We start from the raw sequence: 17,898 nt of genomic DNA, 5'->3' as shown, positions 1-17,898 counted from the left end.
AATCAGTCGTCGCCGGGCTTTGCAAGACCGCATAATCGACATAACTATAAGAGTCGTCACGTTTTGTGACAGAGGCGGGGAGACAAATCGAAAGATTGTGAAAACTTTTGTGGCTTACGAACCAAGAAAAAACTAGAGTTTTCTGTGTGCAGCGATGTTCTGAAAACTGCACACAGCATTCCCTTTCCCCTCGGCGAGCCAGATCCGTACAGGTCTGGCTCGCTTTGTTTTGAAACGAAACGGGGCATCCGTGCCCGATATCACCTGGACCAAGGAACTGGATCTTTCCGTCGCATTTCCAGGTAATATCTCCGAATCATGTCGAACGTTCCGCGGGATTCCTTAGAGGGCTAAGCGGCGGCCAGTTGGACTTGGCCGATTCTGGCTACTGTCCCCTCAATAAACTCTTCAAAGATACGAATATCTAAGGCGCTCGCTGCCGTGGACTCTGGGTGGAACTGACAACCGACAACGAACCAATCAGGATCGCAACTTTCGATCCCTTCGATCACACCGTCTTGACAACGTGCAGTGACTCGGAAACTATCGGCCAATCGATCGATAGCCATATGATGTCGGCTTGTCACACGGATTTCGCCTTCACCGTAAACGCGGCCGAGAATCGAGTCGGGCTCCACAACCAATGAGTGGCGATGATTGGGGTCGTGGGGGTCTCGGTGAGGCAGAGCATGGGGAAGATCGATAGGAATGTGATAAAAAAGATTTCCTCCCTCGACGATATTGATCAGTTGGAGTCCTACCCCGATGGCCATCAGACTCATGCGACGACTGGCGATCTCCTGAGCAAGTCGCCGATCAAACTGCTCACGTTTTGGTTCCATGGGGCGAACGGAACTGTGAAGCATGTAACCATCGTTGCGAGGGTCGAGATCTCCACCCCCTACGAGTACAAACCCGTCTAGCGAATCGAGGACTTGGGACAAGCTGTCTTGGTCTGTCATGGGTGGAACCAACACCGGAATGCCACCTGCATTCGCGATCGATTCAAAATATCCGGCTGCCAGGTAACAGTAGGCTGGCGTTCCTTGATTCTGGCCTCGGTAGTCGCAGTTCAAACCGATTAAGGGTCGTTTCATCATTCTGTAGGATCCTCCTGAAAAAAATGAATCAAATCAAAAGTGAGTTTTGGGTCTGACCACATGGTTGCTGAACAAAAACGTTTTGTTCAGGCTGATGCAATGTGCGGTTTCGCGGGAGAGGTCAAGAATCCATCTTGATCGCTTACCGAGTTCGCCAGAGAAGTGAGTGGCAGCACCTCAACGGCTTCCTTGCGTTCCTAGCTGCTAATCCTTTTTTCTTGGGTTTAGAGAAGATAGGTAAAAGACTCCGTCGTGTCGAACCCGCGTCGGAAGGGGGGAATGTATAGGGAAAAACTAGGGGGGTTGGCAACCTACCAACAACATTTAGTTGATTGAAGATTTGCTAGCACAGTAACCTGTAGCAGCAATCAAAGCGCTGTTCGGCATGGTCAGGCTATAGAGAGCCAAAGAACAACTCGGTGAACTTGAGCCCCTGAAATGTGCAGATTAACAGGGGATTGCAAGGAGAAATTGCGATGGGAAACGCGCGCCGCACAAGGCTGAGAGCGCGTATCAAACAAAAAACGCTAGGCTAAGCACTAGCCACCCAAATGCCCCAACACCTGAAGAATACCGTTCAGGTGTGCCATCCTCGGCCCATAGCGATCAAGAAAATCATTGAACGCGTATTCGCTTTCCGCCAAAGATTCTTTCTCCTCCTCTACTTCGTCTGCGAGTTGCTGCAGGAAATCAATCTGCACGCTCGACAGCGACTCCAACGCCGTCTTGCATGACTTGACCAAATGAGGATGGTTGCTTCGCCATTGAGAAAGCTCGTTTTGACGCTGTGTATTCGCCTGGTTGGTCGACTGCAACACTTGCCTATTGACCTGCAGTAGTTGCTCGAGCAAGACATTCTGGCGGTTTTGCATCTCGATTAATTGACGCGTTAGGTGAATGAGTGCACCGCCAACATCGTTCGGTTTTGGGGCTGGCTGAGGAGTGCTAGCTTTCGCTGACTCCGTTGCGGAAACATCAATGCTGAAAATGGGCACGAAAGGGGTCTGATCGTTTGCCATGACTTGCGGACAACCTTTGGAATCGAACTCTTTCAAAACAACTTCATCACGGTCCACAGCCAAATAGGGACCGGTTGAGAGATTCTCAGTATAGCCACCTTTACCCGCTATCGTCGAGCATTTTAACTAGCAAAAGCGGAGTTTAACGATTAGGCGTGCCCTGCCTGTTTTGCGTGTTATTCGGAGAAGTTCGGTCGAAGTGAAAAATCAGGTCTCAAGAGGTCGAAGCAATCATGCCCGAGTCGATGCTCCTCGACTCGAGCCAGAGCCTCCAGCCTAGAAGTACAATTCGAATGGATTCAAAGCAGAAACAGCAGATTCAGCTTGGTTTTCTTACGGTCCGAAAGCATACAACGCTCGGATTCGTAGGAGGATTGCTAGTACTCAACGGACTTGCTCGACCTGTCGAATTCCACTGCACGCTTCCCCTGATGCCAACTAGAGCGCAGCAGCTTCTGTATGGTGCGACCCTGGATGAATTCGTCGCTGGCGAACAGATCGCCCGAGCGTTAATCGCCAAAGCCAAGGCGAAACCGCAGGTCGTGTTGACCGATACTCTGGCGGCGCTTTCGGTTAGGCACCTCATCGAGTCCCCAGCGGCGGCCCTGGACTCTAGCTGGTCGAAAAACGAGGCGACCCTGTGCTATCCAGAGCCGACTCGAGAGTCTTGGCATCGTTTGAGCATCGGTGATTATCGATTTCTAATGATGCACGAATTCGCGGAGGATTCCCATCAACTGCAGGATATGCTCGATTCCCTGTCGATCGACCTAGTCGAACCGTTTGGACGAATCGAGGGTGCCCTTATGGAAGCCCATCCTGCGACGAAAGCCGCTTAGGGAAACCGATTATGATCGATCCAGACATGCCAACCATCCAGTTCGCCGAAGACTGGTGCAGCGATCCCATTTCCGTCGAGTTCCTCTCGTCCTCGCTGTTCGACGGAAGCGATGCTGAGTCGGCATTCGAGTGCAGCTTTGTTGACGCTGACGATTGGAGCTCTTGGCAAACATCCAAAGTGCTAACCATTGCATTAACCCAAGCGCTCCCCAAGACGATCGGCTTTTCCTTTCCTGAGTCGCCTCACTGGAATAAGAAAGACGAGCCGAAGCAAAAACCAGCAGAAGCACCCAAAGTCTCGGATGCCAGTTGCGAGCCGGATAGCAAGAAACAGGTAGCTGCACCGAAGCAGCCTTCGCAATTAACCAGGCTGCGACCGCCAGGCGATTTGGTCAGCCTCGAAGATCGGCTTTATTATGTTCTTCAGCCTCCGCTGGAGACTATCGTTCAATCGGCCGAGCTGACCTTTCCATTTCAACCATTTCCTTACCAAATGGAAGGGATCGCGTTTCTGTTCCCCAGGGCAGCTGCCGTTCTCGCCGACGAGATGGGGCTGGGTAAAACGATGCAAGCCATCACGACCATCCGTATGCTGCTCCTGTCCAACGAACTTTCGAATGTACTCCTGATTTGCCCGAAGCCACTAGTTACCAACTGGGTGCGTGAGTTTCGGCAATGGGCACCCGAGATTCCAGTGGCGGTCATCGAGGGGGATGCGCACCGCAGGCACTTTATTTGGAGCAATCCTCAAGCTCCCGTAAAAATCGCCAATTACGAGCTGATGATGAGGGATCGGGATCAAATCGATAACGGCAATCTACAGTTCGATCTCGTGGTGCTCGACGAAGCTCAACGCATCAAGAATCGCAATAGCACCACCAGCGAAATTGTGCGATCGATTCCTCGCAAAAGATCATGGGCACTCACCGGAACCCCAATTGAGAATTCGACCGAAGACCTCGTCAGCATTTTCGAGTTTCTTTCACCCGGCTACTTGAACGATGATATGCATCTAAAATCATTGGGTAAGGCGAGCCGAGACTATGTTCTTCGCCGCACCAAAGACAAGGTGCTCACCGACATGCCCCCCAAACTCTTTCGCGCTGCCGATCTAGACTTAACGCCCGAACAACGCCTCAGCTACAAGTCGGCCGAAGAAGAAGGTGTTGTGCAACTGAATGAACTCGGCGAATCGGTTACCATCCAACATGTCTTCGAGCTCGTTTTGCGTCTCAAGCAGATTTGCAACTTTGATCCACTAACCGGAGCGAGCGCTAAGTATGAGCGACTCGAAGCAGACCTTGAAGAGATTGCAGCCAGTGGCCAAAAGGCAATCGTCTTTAGTCAGTGGGTGGACACGCTCAACATCCTGGAAGAGCGACTCGCGAAATACAACCCAATTCAGTACAGCGGTCGTGTTCCCTCTAGCAAGAGGGATGGTGTGATCGACCAGTTCAAGAACGATCCCAAGACAAAAGTCATCTTGATGAGCTACGGTGCTGGGGCGGTCGGATTGAATCTACAGTTTTGCCATTATGTGTTTCTCTTTGATCGTTGGTGGAATCCCGCTGTCGAAGATCAGGCGATCAATAGAGCTCATCGCTTAGGTGTCAAGCAAGCAGTGACCGTGACGCGTATGATGTCCACGGAGACGATCGAAGAACGCATTCACAACGTCTTGGAGGAGAAGCGGGAACTGTTCCAGTCGCTGTTCGCGGAAACCGGCGTACCACGGAGTATGGGCTTGAGCCAAAAGGAAATCTTTGGCTTGTTCGGGCTCTCTATCCCTGCCATGAAACGTGCTGCGTAACGCGGAGCGCTTGCGGCAAATCCAACGGCTTCTAGCCCGCCGATCTAGGGCTTCTCAAGCCTCGCAAAACTAGGCCAAGGGACAAGGCTGCACCGCCCCTATTCACTCTCTAGTTTACTTTTTGGGATAAATTCTGCTGATTTCTTGAGGAATGGGGTTTCCTCAACTGGAAGGGAGATCAAAATCGAAGTTTAATTTTTCGCCCATGTGGTGCCTACGCCGATTTTGGGGCAGGAGTGAAATGAAGAATGCGAACAAACGCCCCGACTCGGTGAAAACCGGGGGGGCGGACAAGCTTACTGATCGAAAACATGCGGATATTTTGGATGCTGCCATCGTCTGCTTCAGCGAAAGCGGATTTGACAATACGAGCATGGACGCCATTGCGGGCAAGGCGAATGTCTCCAAAAGAACCGTCTACAACCACTTCGAAAGCAAAGATGTCTTGTTCACGGCGATTGTCAATAAACTCAAAGAGAATGCTTCTCGAGCCGTGCCGTGCGTCTATGTTGCAGGAAAGGCACTAGCGCCCCAACTAGAGAGTTTCTGCCATGCGGTCATCGAATTTCACTGCCAGAATGAATCCCGTGCACTGGCCAGAATTCTGATCTCGCGCTTCATTCGAACCCCGCAACTCGGCAACGAAATGTTCGGAAACGGAAAAGTCTTTGAATCAGCCCTCTCCCGTTGGATCCAAGCAGCACATGACGACAACCGCCTCATTGACTTCGATTTCATCCTCGGAGCAAAACAAGTTCTCGCCATGCTAGAGGGGTTTTGCGTGTGGCCTCAGCTAATCGTCAATGCTCCCAACCCTAATCCCAACGAACGGGAACATATCGTCAGCTCGATTGTTTCCATGTTTTTGAACACCTACCGTTCCCGAATGCTTGCGGACTGAGTAGCCCCACTGAATCCTTGCACCCACAGCTGAGTCTTTGCACTCATCTTAGGGAATACACCCAACGGATGATCCCTGTCGCGACGGCTTACTTCGCGGGAACAATCAGTTCGAGCGATTGACGGCCTCCGTCCCATTCGAAACTGAGAGGCGTTCTTGCCTCATCGCTGTACGTTTGGCTGAGTTTCGGTGCATCGGTTCCGAATGACTCTAGAGTGAACGCGTATTGCCCAGCCTCCAACCAACAAGGCCCAGTACCCTCCGGATTTACCAACTGAAATCGCCCGTCCAGTCCCGTCGCCCCTCTCCCCAAAAACTCTCTCCCGTCCTTTCTGTAGACTTTGACCTGAAAGTCCGCCAATGGAATCTCCCCTAAGCGAAGAATGCCGTCTGTGCCTCCGGATACGGATGGTCGGCCACCCTGACAGCCCAGGCAGGCTAGGATAAAGCCAATCATTGTCATCAAGACGGTGCGTCCCATTCCGGTTGTTCCTGTCGTTTCCACTAACACTGCTACACCTCAGTCCCAAATTTTGTTTAGGATGTTACCCTCAATTCACTACCGATTTTCGTGGCCAGTGTATGCACATGCAATAATATTGCAATACTGAGTGGTGGTTTTTACGAAGGAATGGACTGTCTAGTCGATCTTCGAGAGCTTCCCCTCCGCATCGAATTGCCAAGGTTTCGGTCCGGAAACATGCTGCAGAGTTTCGTTCGAGCTCGTCGAATGCCAAAGCTCCTCCGAGACCTCGATGGTTTCTAGGGATAACGTATCTGCGATTCTCGCAATCTTGGCTTCGCGATAACTTGAGAGAGGTAGCGTGGAAAGCATCCCTTCTATCGCTTTTCGGTCACTTGCGAAGGCGATCGGAACCTTACAGCTGAGGACGGTCGATGCCGTTAACGCGTTGATCTCGGTCTTGGCTCGATCCATGGCTTGAATCAACCGGTCCGAGGTTGCGTCGGCTAAGCCTATCCCAATGGCATTCCCATTGGTCTCATCGGTAAGCCCTCTCACATAGATTCTGCGAATGTACGGGGCTGTATGCTCGCCACGAACAGGCCAACTGCTGTAGCCATGAATGCTTCGGTTCACAATGTTGGGATCCATGCCCGCACCGCTTATGTTCTTTCCTATGCGATCAATAATCAAAAGATCGATCTCCTCAAATGGTAAACTCGGCATCCATCGCTTGGCTTGCTCTAGCAGCTGGGGTTCACGAACTTCAATATTCTCAGCCGGAATGGCCTCTATCGCTGCGGTATTGTGGGAGGCGTCTTCCAAGATTGCTACGCCGCCGAGAATGGGTGCAGAACGCATAGTAATCCCCGCCAGAGTTCGAATCATGAACTCGTATCCATGCTTCATAGCTCCCAAATGCATCGCCTTGGCACCGCGATGTTTACCCAATCCGATGACACTCATCTTGATCAAGCCACTTCCGATGGATCCAGAGAAATCCGTGTGAGGCTTGATTCGGTTGATCATGAGAATATGGTCTGCATTCAATGCATCTTGACTGCAGTACGCGACGATCCCTTGCTCGCTGACTCCCATTTCTTGGACCTCCAGCGATGCCTTGATCTCAACACCCATGGACTGAGACGTGATACCATAATCGGCCAAGACGGCGATTTGCCCCTCGGGGGTCGCTCCCCCGTGACTTCCCATTGCGGGTATCAGAAAGGGTGAACCTCCGCGTTTTTGGACTTCTAAAATCACGTGTCGCACGATCTCAGATAAATTGGTAATGCCGCGACTTCCTACTCCAATAGCGACCGTGTCACCCGGACGGATGCGACTATCAAACTTCGTGAACTCTTCTTGCAGTCGAGATGCAATATCGAGCCTAGGTGTGCTCGCGAACTTTTGACGAATGGTATGGATCTGAGGAAGCTCGTTCATAATGTCTGGAGACGGGGGAGAGAGCAGAGGTAGGGAGGGGAACGCTGTGGTTAAACTAACGGAGGATACCACGTTCTCTGTGGTTGGAGCAAACGGAGTGAATGTGGGCTGACACCAAAGAGCACCCGCATCTCTTCGGCGATTAGCAGAGGCATCTGCCGCAAGTTGCAGGAACGCCTAAACGTAAATAAGAGCGTAACGGCGCAAGCCGTACGGTGACGGGCGATGCGTTTCCCAAATGGATTCGGTAGTATTTCATTTGCTACTCTCCGCACAAGAATTTGCCCCATGCTTTCGCTAGCATAAAGCGTTTCAGGGATTCGGTTTGTTTAGGCTTGATTTCTGAATCTGCCTTTCCGATCAAAAATAGGAAACAGAAGAGGTGCTCTTCTTACCAAGTTGCTAGCGTTTATCCGTGACACCATCCGATGACCTCAGGCACGGCGAAGAGAAAAACCAATTTGCTTATCGATCTGCTGTCCCGGCACCGAACGCCCGGCGCGATAGCTGGTGGGATGGCCTTTGGCACCATGTTGGGGCTCATGCCCAAAGATAGCTTGGTCGCCGTTTGTATTCTTTTGCTCATTGCGGTTTTGCCTGTCAACCAGCTCCTAGCTTGCGTTGCGACACTCGGCTTGACTCTGGCAGAGTCTTTGACCTGGGGTGTTACCGATAGGATCGGTTTTCTGACTTTAAACTTAGATATTGTTTCGAGTCTGATTGGCAGTCTGTATCAGTTTCCGATCGCCCCTTGGCTGAGGCTTGAGAATACAGTGGTCATGGGCTCGTTGATACTAGGTGTAGCGACCTGGATGCCATGTTTTCTATTGACCTATCGTCTATCAACCCGTATTCAACGGGCGATCAGTACAGACGAGGTCGCTGTACTAGCGGCGACCGCGCTCCGGCGTCAAAGTGCAGATTCATTGATCGAGTTACCTCTCTCGCCGAACTTTCCACCACCAACTCCTTTGACTGATCGCGTCGAGCAAGAACTCGTTTCCTCTGAGCCTGATGCCGTCAGCGTCACGATCCCTGCACCAACCGAAGCGACTGTGCCGGTGGCTACGGAGGATCGAGTTCTGCATGAGACACTTATTGAAGTGATACGATTCAAACGCCCCTATCTGCATTCTCGAAACGATACAGATAATCAACCCGTTCATTCTTCTCCCGAGAACCAATCTATGCACCTTACGAATTTGATTCGCAAGGATTCGAACAATGTTCCCCCTTACAGCGTCGCAGCGAAAACACATGCGACCGTGGTGACGACTTCGACTGGGACGGCGCACATTCACAGTCAGCCACACACGAAAGAAGACTCGCTCCGACACATTCTCAAGCACATTCACTCGTCGCGAGACTCCAAGCGTGAAGCGGAGAAATCGTCATGACTTGGCGTCGACGATTGCTAGGAACATCGGCATTGATCGGAGTCTCGGTTTTGTGCTTTAGGCCCGTCATGACGACGGGTATTGAACGTAGGCTGTCCGAGCAGCTGCGAACACCCGTCACGATCGGCACGACTCGCCTCGCGTTGTCTAGTAGCGTCGTACAATTACAACGATTTCGCGTTGATGATAAGTCGTGTCCTCTTTTCATCGACGAGCTTACCTTCAAATTCGATGGCCATGGATTGCTCTTTCGCGACTGCGTTGTGGAATCTTTTCTTGGAAACGGATTAAAGTGGCACCTACCTCGACCTATCGTCGATCACCAAGCAGCTCGTCTCTCGATCCCGAATGTATCCGAGCAGTCTGGCGTTCTCGGTTTGGAACTACAAACGTTTTTGACCGAGGCGACTAGGTCCTTGCAAGATGCTGAAAAACTCAGCGTAGCCCGCGCACGAGAAATTGATTTGAGAATCGACTCTGTTAAATCCCGGCTGGATGACGTTATCTATGCGAGCCCCGCTCCTAATCCTTTGCGTAGTGACAGCACAATCCAAAAGCTCCGTAGCGATCTGATCGCTGTTCAATCTTTGTTGGCTAGCGACCGTGTTGAGGCTTCTAAAATCGATGCTGCCACAACCCGTTCACTTGAAAAACTTTCTTCAAAATTACAAGCCGCGACAGAACGTCCCTCCAGCCTGGATTTCTCCACCGAGGATCTTTCCAGCAGTATTTTCGAGCAATCGATGACTGTGGTCGCTGCCCAAATCCAGCCGTATATTGCCGCCGCAGAGTCCAGCTATCTGAGATTTCTTCATCAGATCCCATCCGTGGCTCACGATTCTTCCCAGGTGTCACAGACGCAATCTCGATCCAGGGCGGGGCGAGATCTCGTCACCGACAAAGTGCCTGAACGGGAATTCGCACTGAAGAGAGGCAGGATTCTTGGCCAATCGATCGTCGGTGATCAAGCCTTTCCCACCGATGTCACGATCGGTAGTGTCCGACTCAACCGCTCCGATGCAAACTTTTTGCAAATCGTTTGGAAGGATCCGCTAGCAGATGACGAACAAACGGTTTGCCGAATTGCACCAAGCATTGGTGCAGACGACACGCTCACTCATCTACTGAATCTTGTACATAGAAAGAATGCGTCTGATGTTACCGTTCAAGCAAACTATTCGAATGCTGAACGGGAAACCTCGATCTCGTTCGCGTTGTCTCATGTGCTTGACCACCTCGATGGCTTAGAACCAGACTTGATTGGAGCGATGAGACGACTCGCGGATCGACAAAATGTTGACATATCCGCATCAAGTCAGAACGCTATTTCCGAATCATCATTCAAATCTTACAGTAACTGGATAGGCGACGAAGAGTCCTTTCGTACTCTCAAATCCATGGTCGAGATGGCTGTACATTCCTGTCTCGAAGAACGATTCGAATCGTGGCTGAGCCAGTTACAGTCTGAGTATTCGTCCGGACGAAGACTACTGGAGTCACGTAGGCTGGCCTTTGAAGAGGAACGCCATCATCGCCACATTAAATGGACCGATACAATCAAGGGATTAGAAAGCAAGATCAATGCGTATGATCATGCGTCTCGTAGCGCTCTCAACCGAGAGCCGACCATCACCCGCTAATGCCACGCGAATCGGATCGGCGGAGCGATCCGCGACAATGGCGCTAACCGCTCCGTCGGTCAGTTGCCAGAATCGAATTAAACGTTTGCCGATTCTCGATTCAACGATGGAATTGGATAAGTACGGCGTGAACAGTTACGTTGTGAGTGTAAGTTCGGTCCGTTAATCGGATTGTTTTACTGCTAAACGATCCTTCATGGCGTCAGCAAACTGAGCGGCCCAATCCGCTTCGGTGTGCTTGCCTCCTTCGAACTCTCGATATTGCCCCTTATCCTTATTCGATTCGTTCTCTAACGAAAGCAATGCTGCCAAGCGTCTCGCACGAGAAACATTGTTGCTTTGAGTATCCTGGTCTCTGCCTTCCATGGTCCCCATGGAAAACCACAGCCACACCTCTTTCGGCCATTGGCTTTCCGACTGCAACTCGATGAGTAAACGCTCCTCATCCCAACCGAGTGACGGTGAAAAGGCAAAGCAACCACCAAAGACATCCGGCCGTTCCATGCATGCGTACAGGGAAATCAAACCGCCAAGTGAGGAACCACCGATCCAAGTTGCCTCGCGTTGCGGGCGAGTCCGGTAGGTCTTGTCCACAAACGGCTTGAGCTCTTCAGTAATAAAAGCAATCATCTCCTTGCCTCTACCACCTCGATTCAGTTTCCGATCCTGCGTGAGGGTATATTCGTCGATGCGATCCTTGGTATTGCCAATCCCAACAATGATGAAGGGCGCAATGGTTTTGGATTGGATAAGCTTTTGTGCTGTTTCATCCACGTTCCACTCGACCCCGAAAGCGGCTTTCGCGCTATCAAAAAGATTTTGACCATCATGCATGTATAGCACGGGATACGTATCTTCTGACGAGTCGTAATCCAGCGGCAGCCATACGTAGATAGGACGCGAATTCGACAGTCGATTTGAAGGGAAGGCATCGTGAGTGATGAGTGTTCCAGTTACAGAACTCTTTGTTGATTCACTAGCGGCTCTAGCAAACTGTGCTACGACGACATCAACTATTAATTCTTGCCCATCGCCTGGCAACGAAACAGTGATCCGCCGATTCCCAATATCGCGTCCCGATTCATCCTTCTCTACCCGATCCCAGGATCCGCAAGTCATCTTGAACTCGATGTTGGTTCCCGCAGGCACCTCGATATCACCGCGATAGGATCCATCTTCACTTCGAGACAAACGGAGACCGTTCGGTCGCCACCGGCCAAGCGATTCCAGATTGCCAGCAACGAACAAGTCTGGTAATTCGCTCTCCTGCAGCGTTTCAGGTGTCGCCATTCGAGCTCGAAAGGCAACCCGAACCAGCTCCGAATCATCCCTCGCGTCATTCGAACAACCACGCATGGGCTGGTTCGCTATCAGCAGGATACAAGCTACCCAGATGCCTGTAAGTAATTTAATCATTTGCGGGATAGAAGGCTTTCCAGTGCGGATAGGTCGATCTGGTGTTGATCCTCGATCGAGATGGCTTGTTGCCGTCTAGATTCGATTGCTTCGCGCGTGACCCTATCTTTGGCTGCAACGTAAATCGCATCCCGACTGCACTGGTCGGTGATGGTTACCCCAGACTCATCAGCGATCCATTCAACTTTGTGGATTCCATCCGCATCGACCCGGAATACGTCTAATGGTCGCTGCAGCCAGTACGGTAATCGGAATCGAAAGGTCACATCACGAGGGGGAGCAAAGGTAAAGACTCGCTCGGTCTTATCGGGGTAATACGCCGTGTCCAATGCGAACAATATCGCTGCATCAGGTGCAACGATCGATGCCAAATCCCAATCCGGTGATCCATCAGGTTTAGGTAACCGCTGAAACTCGTACGAGGCACCCTCCAAATAGAACGGCTCTAGCATCCTAATCTCCCTCCCAATTCTCATGATAGGGTCCCAGGTGTCGGGAAACTTAAGCAGCGATTTCAAGCTTAGGTTGAACCAGTAGAGCGAAGTGATGCGAGTCGCGAGCGCATGCATGGCTTGGGAACGAAGCTCATCGGGCGTGGGTGACCGTCGTTTGCGACCATCGCCAAACAAACCGCTCCCCCAACCGTGATGTGGACCCTGAGACCAATAGGCACACGGTACCGGTCGATTCAGATCGCGTAGCGAGCGACACATATCACCGATGGACTCCAGCGGAGCTCCCCAGGTAATCCTCTCGCCGTTCCAGCGATCATAGGATCGCCACTGATCAGGCGACGGTGCAACAACTCGGTAGGCATCGTAATGAGGAAAATCTGACAATCCCGCGTAGAACCGCCATGTCCGTTCATCGCTGTGTGTAACGCTGGTAGCTAGCCGACTAGATCTATAGGGAACGAACGCATCGAATACCTCTTGCGGAGGTACAGGCCGACCGCCTCCAAACTGAGGCTCGCCAAGAAACTCAACCGCATGAATATGGGGGAGCCACTGATCGGAATCCCACTTCTCCAAAGGCATCATGCGATTGAACAGCTTCATCGGATACTTGGCATACAGTTCTGGGTTATCCGTGTAACCTCCAACATCCTGAATTTGCCCTGCGTTGATGTGAAGCCGAGTCAGCAGCTTCAAGTACTCTTCGTCTCTTAGGAAGTCACCGATCCAGCCACCACTGATGTCAAAGGTTTCCTTCTTGATCCTTAAATGGGCCCACAGCGAATCTTGATCGGTAGTCAGCTCCAACGCTGCGTACGTTAGTGGCAACGGACTGGGCACGGTCAGTTTGAGAAATCCTCGATCGCCGGGAGCAACCGTGGTTTGAGCGTCTAACGACTTCCCCGGCCAAAGCACCTGCCAACTGCCTCCATCTTTGGGGAGCCACAACCGGAGAGACGATGTGTTCAGTGGTTGCGAGGATTGATTCGCGATGTGGAGTACGATGGTGGACGGATAGATCGACGGTCCATCTGCGAGGAACGTGACCGCCTCGATCCAGATAGCAGGCTCCTCGACGGCAACGGTTTGAGTCGCGAGCTGATCTGCCGCAATGGAGAACTGGGAACCGATGCCCCACGTGGACTGCTTTCCATTAAAGGTCCACACCGAGAGAGCTCCCTCGGGAATGCTGGTCGCTTGGTCGAGATCGTGCCAAGCCCATTCGTCTGAGGCGAGCAACTGTGCTGGTTTCATTCCGTTGAACGTCGGAGCCGCCAAAGAACTCGGCAACTCAGCAGAATCGGACAACTTCGCAGGTAGCTCACTGGGTCCTTTGATGAACAATTGGACTTTTGCTCCGAGCGCCGGATCACGTTCCCGTCTGTACCTCATCGATTCCGCGATCACGTGCGGCGTGATCGTAACCCCTGCGATCTCCGCCCCGCGAGCGAGTTGCTTGCACGGTACGTTCAAGCTGATCCAAAACAAAACCAGTAGGCAGAGAATGGTGTGCTTCATGGGTCGATTGTCATGATTGGTTTGTAGGTGAGAGCAACCGGAGCCATTCCCCCCGTCCATGGTTTACCGTGTCACCAATCTGTCGGGTGACCCAATTGCTTTGAGGGAAACGTGCGGTTGCGAAAGGAAGGGATGTCTCCAGCATATTCGCTAGATCCATTAAGTGGGAGTGTTGCTTTCGAAGATGTCGCCACAGGATCTGTAAGAAACTGAGTTCGAACTCGCGGGGCGGAGTCAGTCCGGCTTGAGTCGTGGGGCTTGAGGCATGGGGATTTAACTCGATCAGGCTGCCTCGTTTCATACCGATGCACCAATCGTGGCCGATCGGACCGCGAGCCACGACGGTCCCTGCGATCATGAGTTGGCAACCTTCGTTACCAGCTTGTCCCGAGATCAGTATGGTGCCGCGTCGCATGCGATGAGCAACCCGATCTCCGGCATTGCCGCCGATAAGAATGTCTCCGCCGGTCATCCCCGTTTTCTTGCCAGGGAGGGGGCTAGCCAAATCGTGACCGCAATGGCCGCATAGTGCTAGGAGCCCCCCTCGTAGAGACTGGGCAGCATGATCACCGGTATTGCCCGCAACGACACAGACTCCACCTCGCATCGAGGTGGCAAACTCTGCACCGACGTTACCCTCGACCCATAAGCAGCCGGCATGCATTTCTTGACCGATGCGATGGAAAGAGCTCAGGTCTCCGGAAAGGATCAGGCTCGGACTGGATTCCGTTTGGGACAAGCTCGTCGAAGAAGCTGACTCAGAGGGGCAATCGATGCACTCAAGTGAAAAGAGGTCTTGGATGCAGAGTTTGTTGGGATTTCGACCAACAGGAAGAGACGCGATTCGCGCTGGATCCAGATCCTTGAGGTGGTGGGGAGCGAGGTTTCTCGCATCGACCGGAAAGTCTGGCAAATGTTTGAGGGTGAGTTTGATAATCATTCCCACAGTTTAGCACACCCTGAGTGTTTGACGACTCAGGGGTGCTAGATTGCGAGACTACGGTTAGCGTTTGTCGGTCAGGCGAACCTCCGTGCTGGCACCGAAATAGGAAGTGATCTGCTCGAGAAGATCGGTCGGCATGTCGTCGCCCAATACGGGTATTTCTCCGGTAATGAGATCTTGCTGATCGAGGGTCTTTTCGGCGACTTCGATTCGGGTTGCGATTTCGTCGATCGTCTCTCGAACACGGCTCAAGCTGCTATCGTTAATCGCATACTGGCTGCTGGCTTGCGCAACTTGCAGCATTTGCAAACGGGCTTGCAAATTCTCAACGTTGATTTCAAGCTGTCGCTTGGCATCGAGCATCACGTCCAACTTTCGTCGAGCGGCCTCCAGATTTTGTTCGCGAGCGACCAAGATCTTCTCGAGTTTAACCACGGTCGCTTCTTGGGTTTGAAAGTGCTTGAAGCGATCGTTCAGATCTTTCTTGACTTGATCCATGTCGAAGGTCCGACCTCCGTAGGAAACGAACCGCTTGCCGCTTTGCAGGTCGTCTTTGAGTTGCAGGATCGCGGTCTTTGATTTATCGAGGCTCGCACTCTTGCTAGCGACCTCTTTGCTAAGCTTGGCGACTTCGACTTCTTCGCGAGCGATAAGCTTCACGTTGTCAGCAATCTCGGGTTTGAGATCTTTGATCATTTCGCGAACGCGTTTGATTTCGACTTCGATAGGAATATGTTCCTTGATCGAGTCACGGACGCTTGAGTACCCGGTCTTCACGTAGCTGATAGCGGACGTTCCGCCGATAACGGCTCCCGTGCCAACCACGAGAGCGGAACCAATGAGAATCTTCTTAAGCATGGTAATTTCCCCCAACGCAGATGAAACGGGCGGGGACATCCCGCACCAACATAGGGAGATTCGTGGTCAAAATAGGATTCTTGGGAGAAAATGGTAAATTTCCGGGCTGGTGGCCCTCCTCTGGCTAATGCAAGCGATTTTTTCCGTTTGGTACCATGGAAAAAGGGGTAGTAATTGGATGAATCTGGCGAGCAAATCAGTTAGGATAAGATTTTCACGGACAGAGGATTAAGAAATTGAGAGCAGACGACACACCTACCACCAACGTTGCACCTTTGTCCGCGTTAGACTCACCGGCTTTGGGCGAAGAATCCAGATTTCCTCAAGCCGATAGTCCATTGTCAACAACCGAACAAACCATTGCTTCTGATTGGGTGAAATCAATTGGGGAAGATTGTTCCAAAGCGCCGCTCGAGTACCTCAACCGCAGTCGTCTCCCACAATCGGGAGAATGATGGGTATATTCTGCAGCGCAAGCTGGGGATGGAGACAGAGTACGCGTACTTTAGCAACGTCGACGAAGCAGAGCCACTTGATTTTGGTCAGTTCATGGCTAGGGTCGGGGGGATTGTGCCATCGGTGGCTAGCTCGCGCAACCCCCATCGCTTTTTCCTTGCTAATGGCGGTACGTTCTCGCTAGAGGGTGGCAGTCACGGATCGAACGAGGCTGCATTCGTTGAGGCCGCCACTCCAATCTGCCGCAGTCCGATGCAACTGGCTGAGTATCAGTTTGCCATGCGTGAAATTGCCGTGGAAGCGTTAGGTGCCATTACAGAGGAGGGGGAGTGCTCGCTCGTACAAGGAAACCATGATGGATGCGGACACACCTATGGGCAACATGAGTCCTATGAGGTGATTGTCGCACAGGGGATCTGTTTGTTGGGGTGGCGATTGGTTCTCATACTAATGCTACCGGCTTTGCTTCTCTATCATGGTTTCTCGACTCTGTGGTTTCTTCTGATTTGGACCGCAGCCAGCTTTTGGCTGCGAATAGGACGCTGGCGGTCGCGCGCCAGGGGTGTCCCTCATGATGGTTCGCTTTCGCCTCGATGGATTAGGTTTTGCGCCTGGGGTGTTCGCATGTTGCACAATCCCATTGCATACCTGTTGTGGTGCAATATGCAATGGTTTGCACTGCGACCTTATCGACGATACTTGGTTCCCTTCTTTGCATCGCGCCCCGTCATTGATGGGGCGGGGCATGTCGACGAGTCGGGCCGCTTTCGAGTCAGCGCGCGAGGCACACAGATCGATAGCGTAATCGGATTCGGTAGCTACAGTCGTCGCCGCCCTATTTTTCGATGCGATTCCTGGTTGCGGGAACTGTGTGTCGGTCCAGGGTTCTCATGGAAACGCTACATAGGATTGTTCGCTCAGCGCCGGCGAGTGGAGATCGCGATCGGAGACTCAGGGCTGTGCGATCTCTCTCAGTATCTGCGCGTTGGAATGACTTCGTTAGCATTGGATTTGGCAGAACGAAACCCTAACACTCCGCTTCCGAGACTGCGTCGCCCCATCGAAGCCATGAATGCATTCGCTAAAGATTGGATGTTGCTTGCCAGAGTACCAGACAAGAGCGACTGTCATTGGCGGGCCTGCGACATCCAAAATGCATACGCCGCCGCGATTCGTGATATGCTCGGTGAGTCCACCAACCTTCCAGAAGAAGCACGTCGGATTGTAGAACACTGGCAGTTCGTATTGAATCACCTCGAATCGGCGGATGACAAGAGCGAACCATCCAGGGCTTTAGTTGGCAGGATTGATTGGATCACAAAGCTTTGGATTTTAGAACACCTTAAAAAGGAAAATGCCTCGGTCGATGCAAAACGCAAACTCGACCTGCGATATCACGAACTGTCAACTCAAGGTTATTTTCACCGCGTGATGGATGTGGTGGAGATCCCGCGGGTGGTATCGAGACGAGGAATATTGCGAGCGAGAGGAAATCCGCCAGTCGACGATCCTGTCTCCATCGCTCGGTCTTACTTGATTCGTGAATTTTCTCATCCCACATCACATTTATTCATGGATCAAGACGTAGCCCAGTGGATCGAGAACGGGCAGATGAAGCGAGTTCGATTTGGTTAGT

At 52.0% G+C, this 17,898-nt stretch carries 14 protein-coding genes; 6 read left to right on the top strand and 8 right to left on the bottom strand.

Features of this window, described 5'->3' with window-relative positions:
- Positions 1–350: 350 nt before the first annotated feature.
- Positions 351–1,100 carry a gamma-glutamyl-gamma-aminobutyrate hydrolase family protein gene (locus tag SH449x_RS12625; RefSeq protein ID WP_482381685.1) on the bottom strand — a complete coding sequence of 250 codons (750 nt, stop codon included), beginning with the start codon at positions 1,098–1,100 and terminating at the stop codon, positions 351–353.
- A gap of 539 nt (positions 1,101–1,639) precedes the next feature.
- Complete coding sequence (locus SH449x_RS12620) at positions 1,640–2,176, bottom strand: hypothetical protein (RefSeq protein WP_482381684.1); 537 nt, start codon at positions 2,174–2,176, stop codon at positions 1,640–1,642.
- Between the two features lie 236 nt (positions 2,177–2,412).
- On the opposite strand from SH449x_RS12620, the gene SH449x_RS12615 reads away from it, so the two are divergent.
- From SH449x_RS12615 to SH449x_RS12605, 3 genes are all read left to right on the top strand, one after another.
- Positions 2,413–2,958, top strand: a complete 546-nt coding sequence (locus tag SH449x_RS12615) for a hypothetical protein (protein WP_482381683.1) — start codon at positions 2,413–2,415, stop codon at positions 2,956–2,958.
- 11 nt (positions 2,959–2,969) lie between these two features.
- Complete coding sequence (locus SH449x_RS12610; protein ID WP_482381682.1) at positions 2,970–4,769, top strand: DEAD/DEAH box helicase; 1,800 nt, start codon at positions 2,970–2,972, stop codon at positions 4,767–4,769.
- 241 nt (positions 4,770–5,010) lie between these two features.
- Entirely contained in the window at positions 5,011–5,670 is a 660-nt protein-coding gene (locus tag SH449x_RS12605) for a TetR/AcrR family transcriptional regulator (protein WP_482381681.1), read from the top strand.
- A gap of 88 nt (positions 5,671–5,758) precedes the next feature.
- Here the strand turns inward: SH449x_RS12605 and SH449x_RS12600 are convergent, their stop codons facing one another.
- Together SH449x_RS12600 and SH449x_RS12595 are read right to left on the bottom strand one after the other, a co-directional pair.
- The gene (locus SH449x_RS12600) at positions 5,759–6,181 is read right to left on the bottom strand and encodes a hypothetical protein (RefSeq protein ID WP_482381680.1); all 423 of its coding nucleotides are present in this window, start codon (positions 6,179–6,181) and stop codon (positions 5,759–5,761) included.
- A 129-nt stretch (positions 6,182–6,310) separates the two neighbouring features.
- Positions 6,311–7,579, bottom strand: a complete 1,269-nt coding sequence (locus SH449x_RS12595; protein ID WP_482381679.1) for a nickel pincer cofactor-dependent isomerase, group 22 — start codon at positions 7,577–7,579, stop codon at positions 6,311–6,313.
- A 428-nt stretch (positions 7,580–8,007) separates the two neighbouring features.
- Between SH449x_RS12595 and SH449x_RS12590 the strand changes: the two genes are divergently transcribed.
- Both SH449x_RS12590 and SH449x_RS12585 read left to right on the top strand, forming a co-directional pair.
- Entirely contained in the window at positions 8,008–8,976 is a 969-nt protein-coding gene (locus SH449x_RS12590; protein WP_482381678.1) for a DUF2062 domain-containing protein, read from the top strand.
- On the top strand, positions 8,973–10,616 hold the full coding sequence (locus tag SH449x_RS12585; RefSeq protein WP_482381677.1) for a hypothetical protein: 1,644 nt from the start codon (positions 8,973–8,975) through the stop codon (positions 10,614–10,616). Before SH449x_RS12590 ends, SH449x_RS12585 begins: the two co-directional genes overlap by 4 nt.
- A 162-nt stretch (positions 10,617–10,778) precedes the next feature.
- Here the strand turns inward: SH449x_RS12585 and SH449x_RS12580 are convergent, their stop codons facing one another.
- The 4 genes from SH449x_RS12580 to SH449x_RS12565 form a co-directional block, all read right to left on the bottom strand.
- Complete coding sequence (locus SH449x_RS12580) at positions 10,779–12,032, bottom strand: alpha/beta hydrolase-fold protein (RefSeq protein WP_482381676.1); 1,254 nt, start codon at positions 12,030–12,032, stop codon at positions 10,779–10,781.
- Positions 12,029–14,005, bottom strand: coding sequence for a hypothetical protein (locus tag SH449x_RS12575; protein ID WP_482381675.1), 1,977 nt, complete (start codon positions 14,003–14,005; stop codon positions 12,029–12,031). The genes SH449x_RS12580 and SH449x_RS12575 overlap by 4 nt, the downstream gene beginning before the upstream one ends.
- Before the next feature lie 10 nt (positions 14,006–14,015).
- Positions 14,016–14,945: a formylmethanofuran dehydrogenase subunit C gene (locus SH449x_RS12570; protein ID WP_482381828.1), complete on the bottom strand. Its 930-nt coding sequence runs from the start codon at positions 14,943–14,945 to the stop codon at positions 14,016–14,018.
- Positions 14,946–15,008: 63 nt separating this feature from the next.
- The gene (locus tag SH449x_RS12565; RefSeq protein ID WP_482381674.1) at positions 15,009–15,806 is read right to left on the bottom strand and encodes a hypothetical protein; all 798 of its coding nucleotides are present in this window, start codon (positions 15,804–15,806) and stop codon (positions 15,009–15,011) included.
- 384 nt (positions 15,807–16,190) lie between these two features.
- Between SH449x_RS12565 and SH449x_RS12560 the strand changes: the two genes are divergently transcribed.
- On the top strand, positions 16,191–17,897 hold the full coding sequence (locus SH449x_RS12560) for a proteasome accessory factor PafA2 family protein (protein ID WP_482381673.1): 1,707 nt from the start codon (positions 16,191–16,193) through the stop codon (positions 17,895–17,897).
- Position 17,898 lies beyond the last annotated feature (1 nt).

The sequence above is a fragment of the Brakhagea baltica genome (assembly GCF_052161605.1).
Lineage (GTDB): Bacteria > Planctomycetota > Planctomycetia > Pirellulales > Pirellulaceae > JBKCUI01.
Note: the sequence above shows the minus strand (reverse complement) of the source record. Positions and strands in the feature narration are given on the sequence as shown.

What these genes read in the sequence shown, in the direction of transcription:
- SH449x_RS12625 (WP_482381685.1), bottom strand. Translation starts at nt 1,100, where the DNA reads ATGATGAAACGACCCTTAATCGGTTTGAACTGCGACTACCGAGGCCAG.
- SH449x_RS12615 (WP_482381683.1), top strand. Translation starts at nt 2,413, where the DNA reads ATGGATTCAAAGCAGAAACAGCAGATTCAGCTTGGTTTTCTTACGGTC.
- SH449x_RS12610 (WP_482381682.1), top strand. Translation starts at nt 2,970, where the DNA reads ATGATCGATCCAGACATGCCAACCATCCAGTTCGCCGAAGACTGGTGC.
- SH449x_RS12605 (WP_482381681.1), top strand. Translation starts at nt 5,011, where the DNA reads ATGAAGAATGCGAACAAACGCCCCGACTCGGTGAAAACCGGGGGGGCG.
- SH449x_RS12595 (WP_482381679.1), bottom strand. Translation starts at nt 7,579, where the DNA reads ATGAACGAGCTTCCTCAGATCCATACCATTCGTCAAAAGTTCGCGAGC.
- SH449x_RS12590 (WP_482381678.1), top strand. Translation starts at nt 8,008, where the DNA reads ATGACCTCAGGCACGGCGAAGAGAAAAACCAATTTGCTTATCGATCTG.
- SH449x_RS12585 (WP_482381677.1), top strand. Translation starts at nt 8,973, where the DNA reads ATGACTTGGCGTCGACGATTGCTAGGAACATCGGCATTGATCGGAGTC.
- SH449x_RS12580 (WP_482381676.1), bottom strand. Translation starts at nt 12,032, where the DNA reads ATGATTAAATTACTTACAGGCATCTGGGTAGCTTGTATCCTGCTGATA.
- SH449x_RS12575 (WP_482381675.1), bottom strand. Translation starts at nt 14,005, where the DNA reads ATGAAGCACACCATTCTCTGCCTACTGGTTTTGTTTTGGATCAGCTTG.
- SH449x_RS12570 (WP_482381828.1), bottom strand. Translation starts at nt 14,945, where the DNA reads ATGATTATCAAACTCACCCTCAAACATTTGCCAGACTTTCCGGTCGAT.
- SH449x_RS12565 (WP_482381674.1), bottom strand. Translation starts at nt 15,806, where the DNA reads ATGCTTAAGAAGATTCTCATTGGTTCCGCTCTCGTGGTTGGCACGGGA.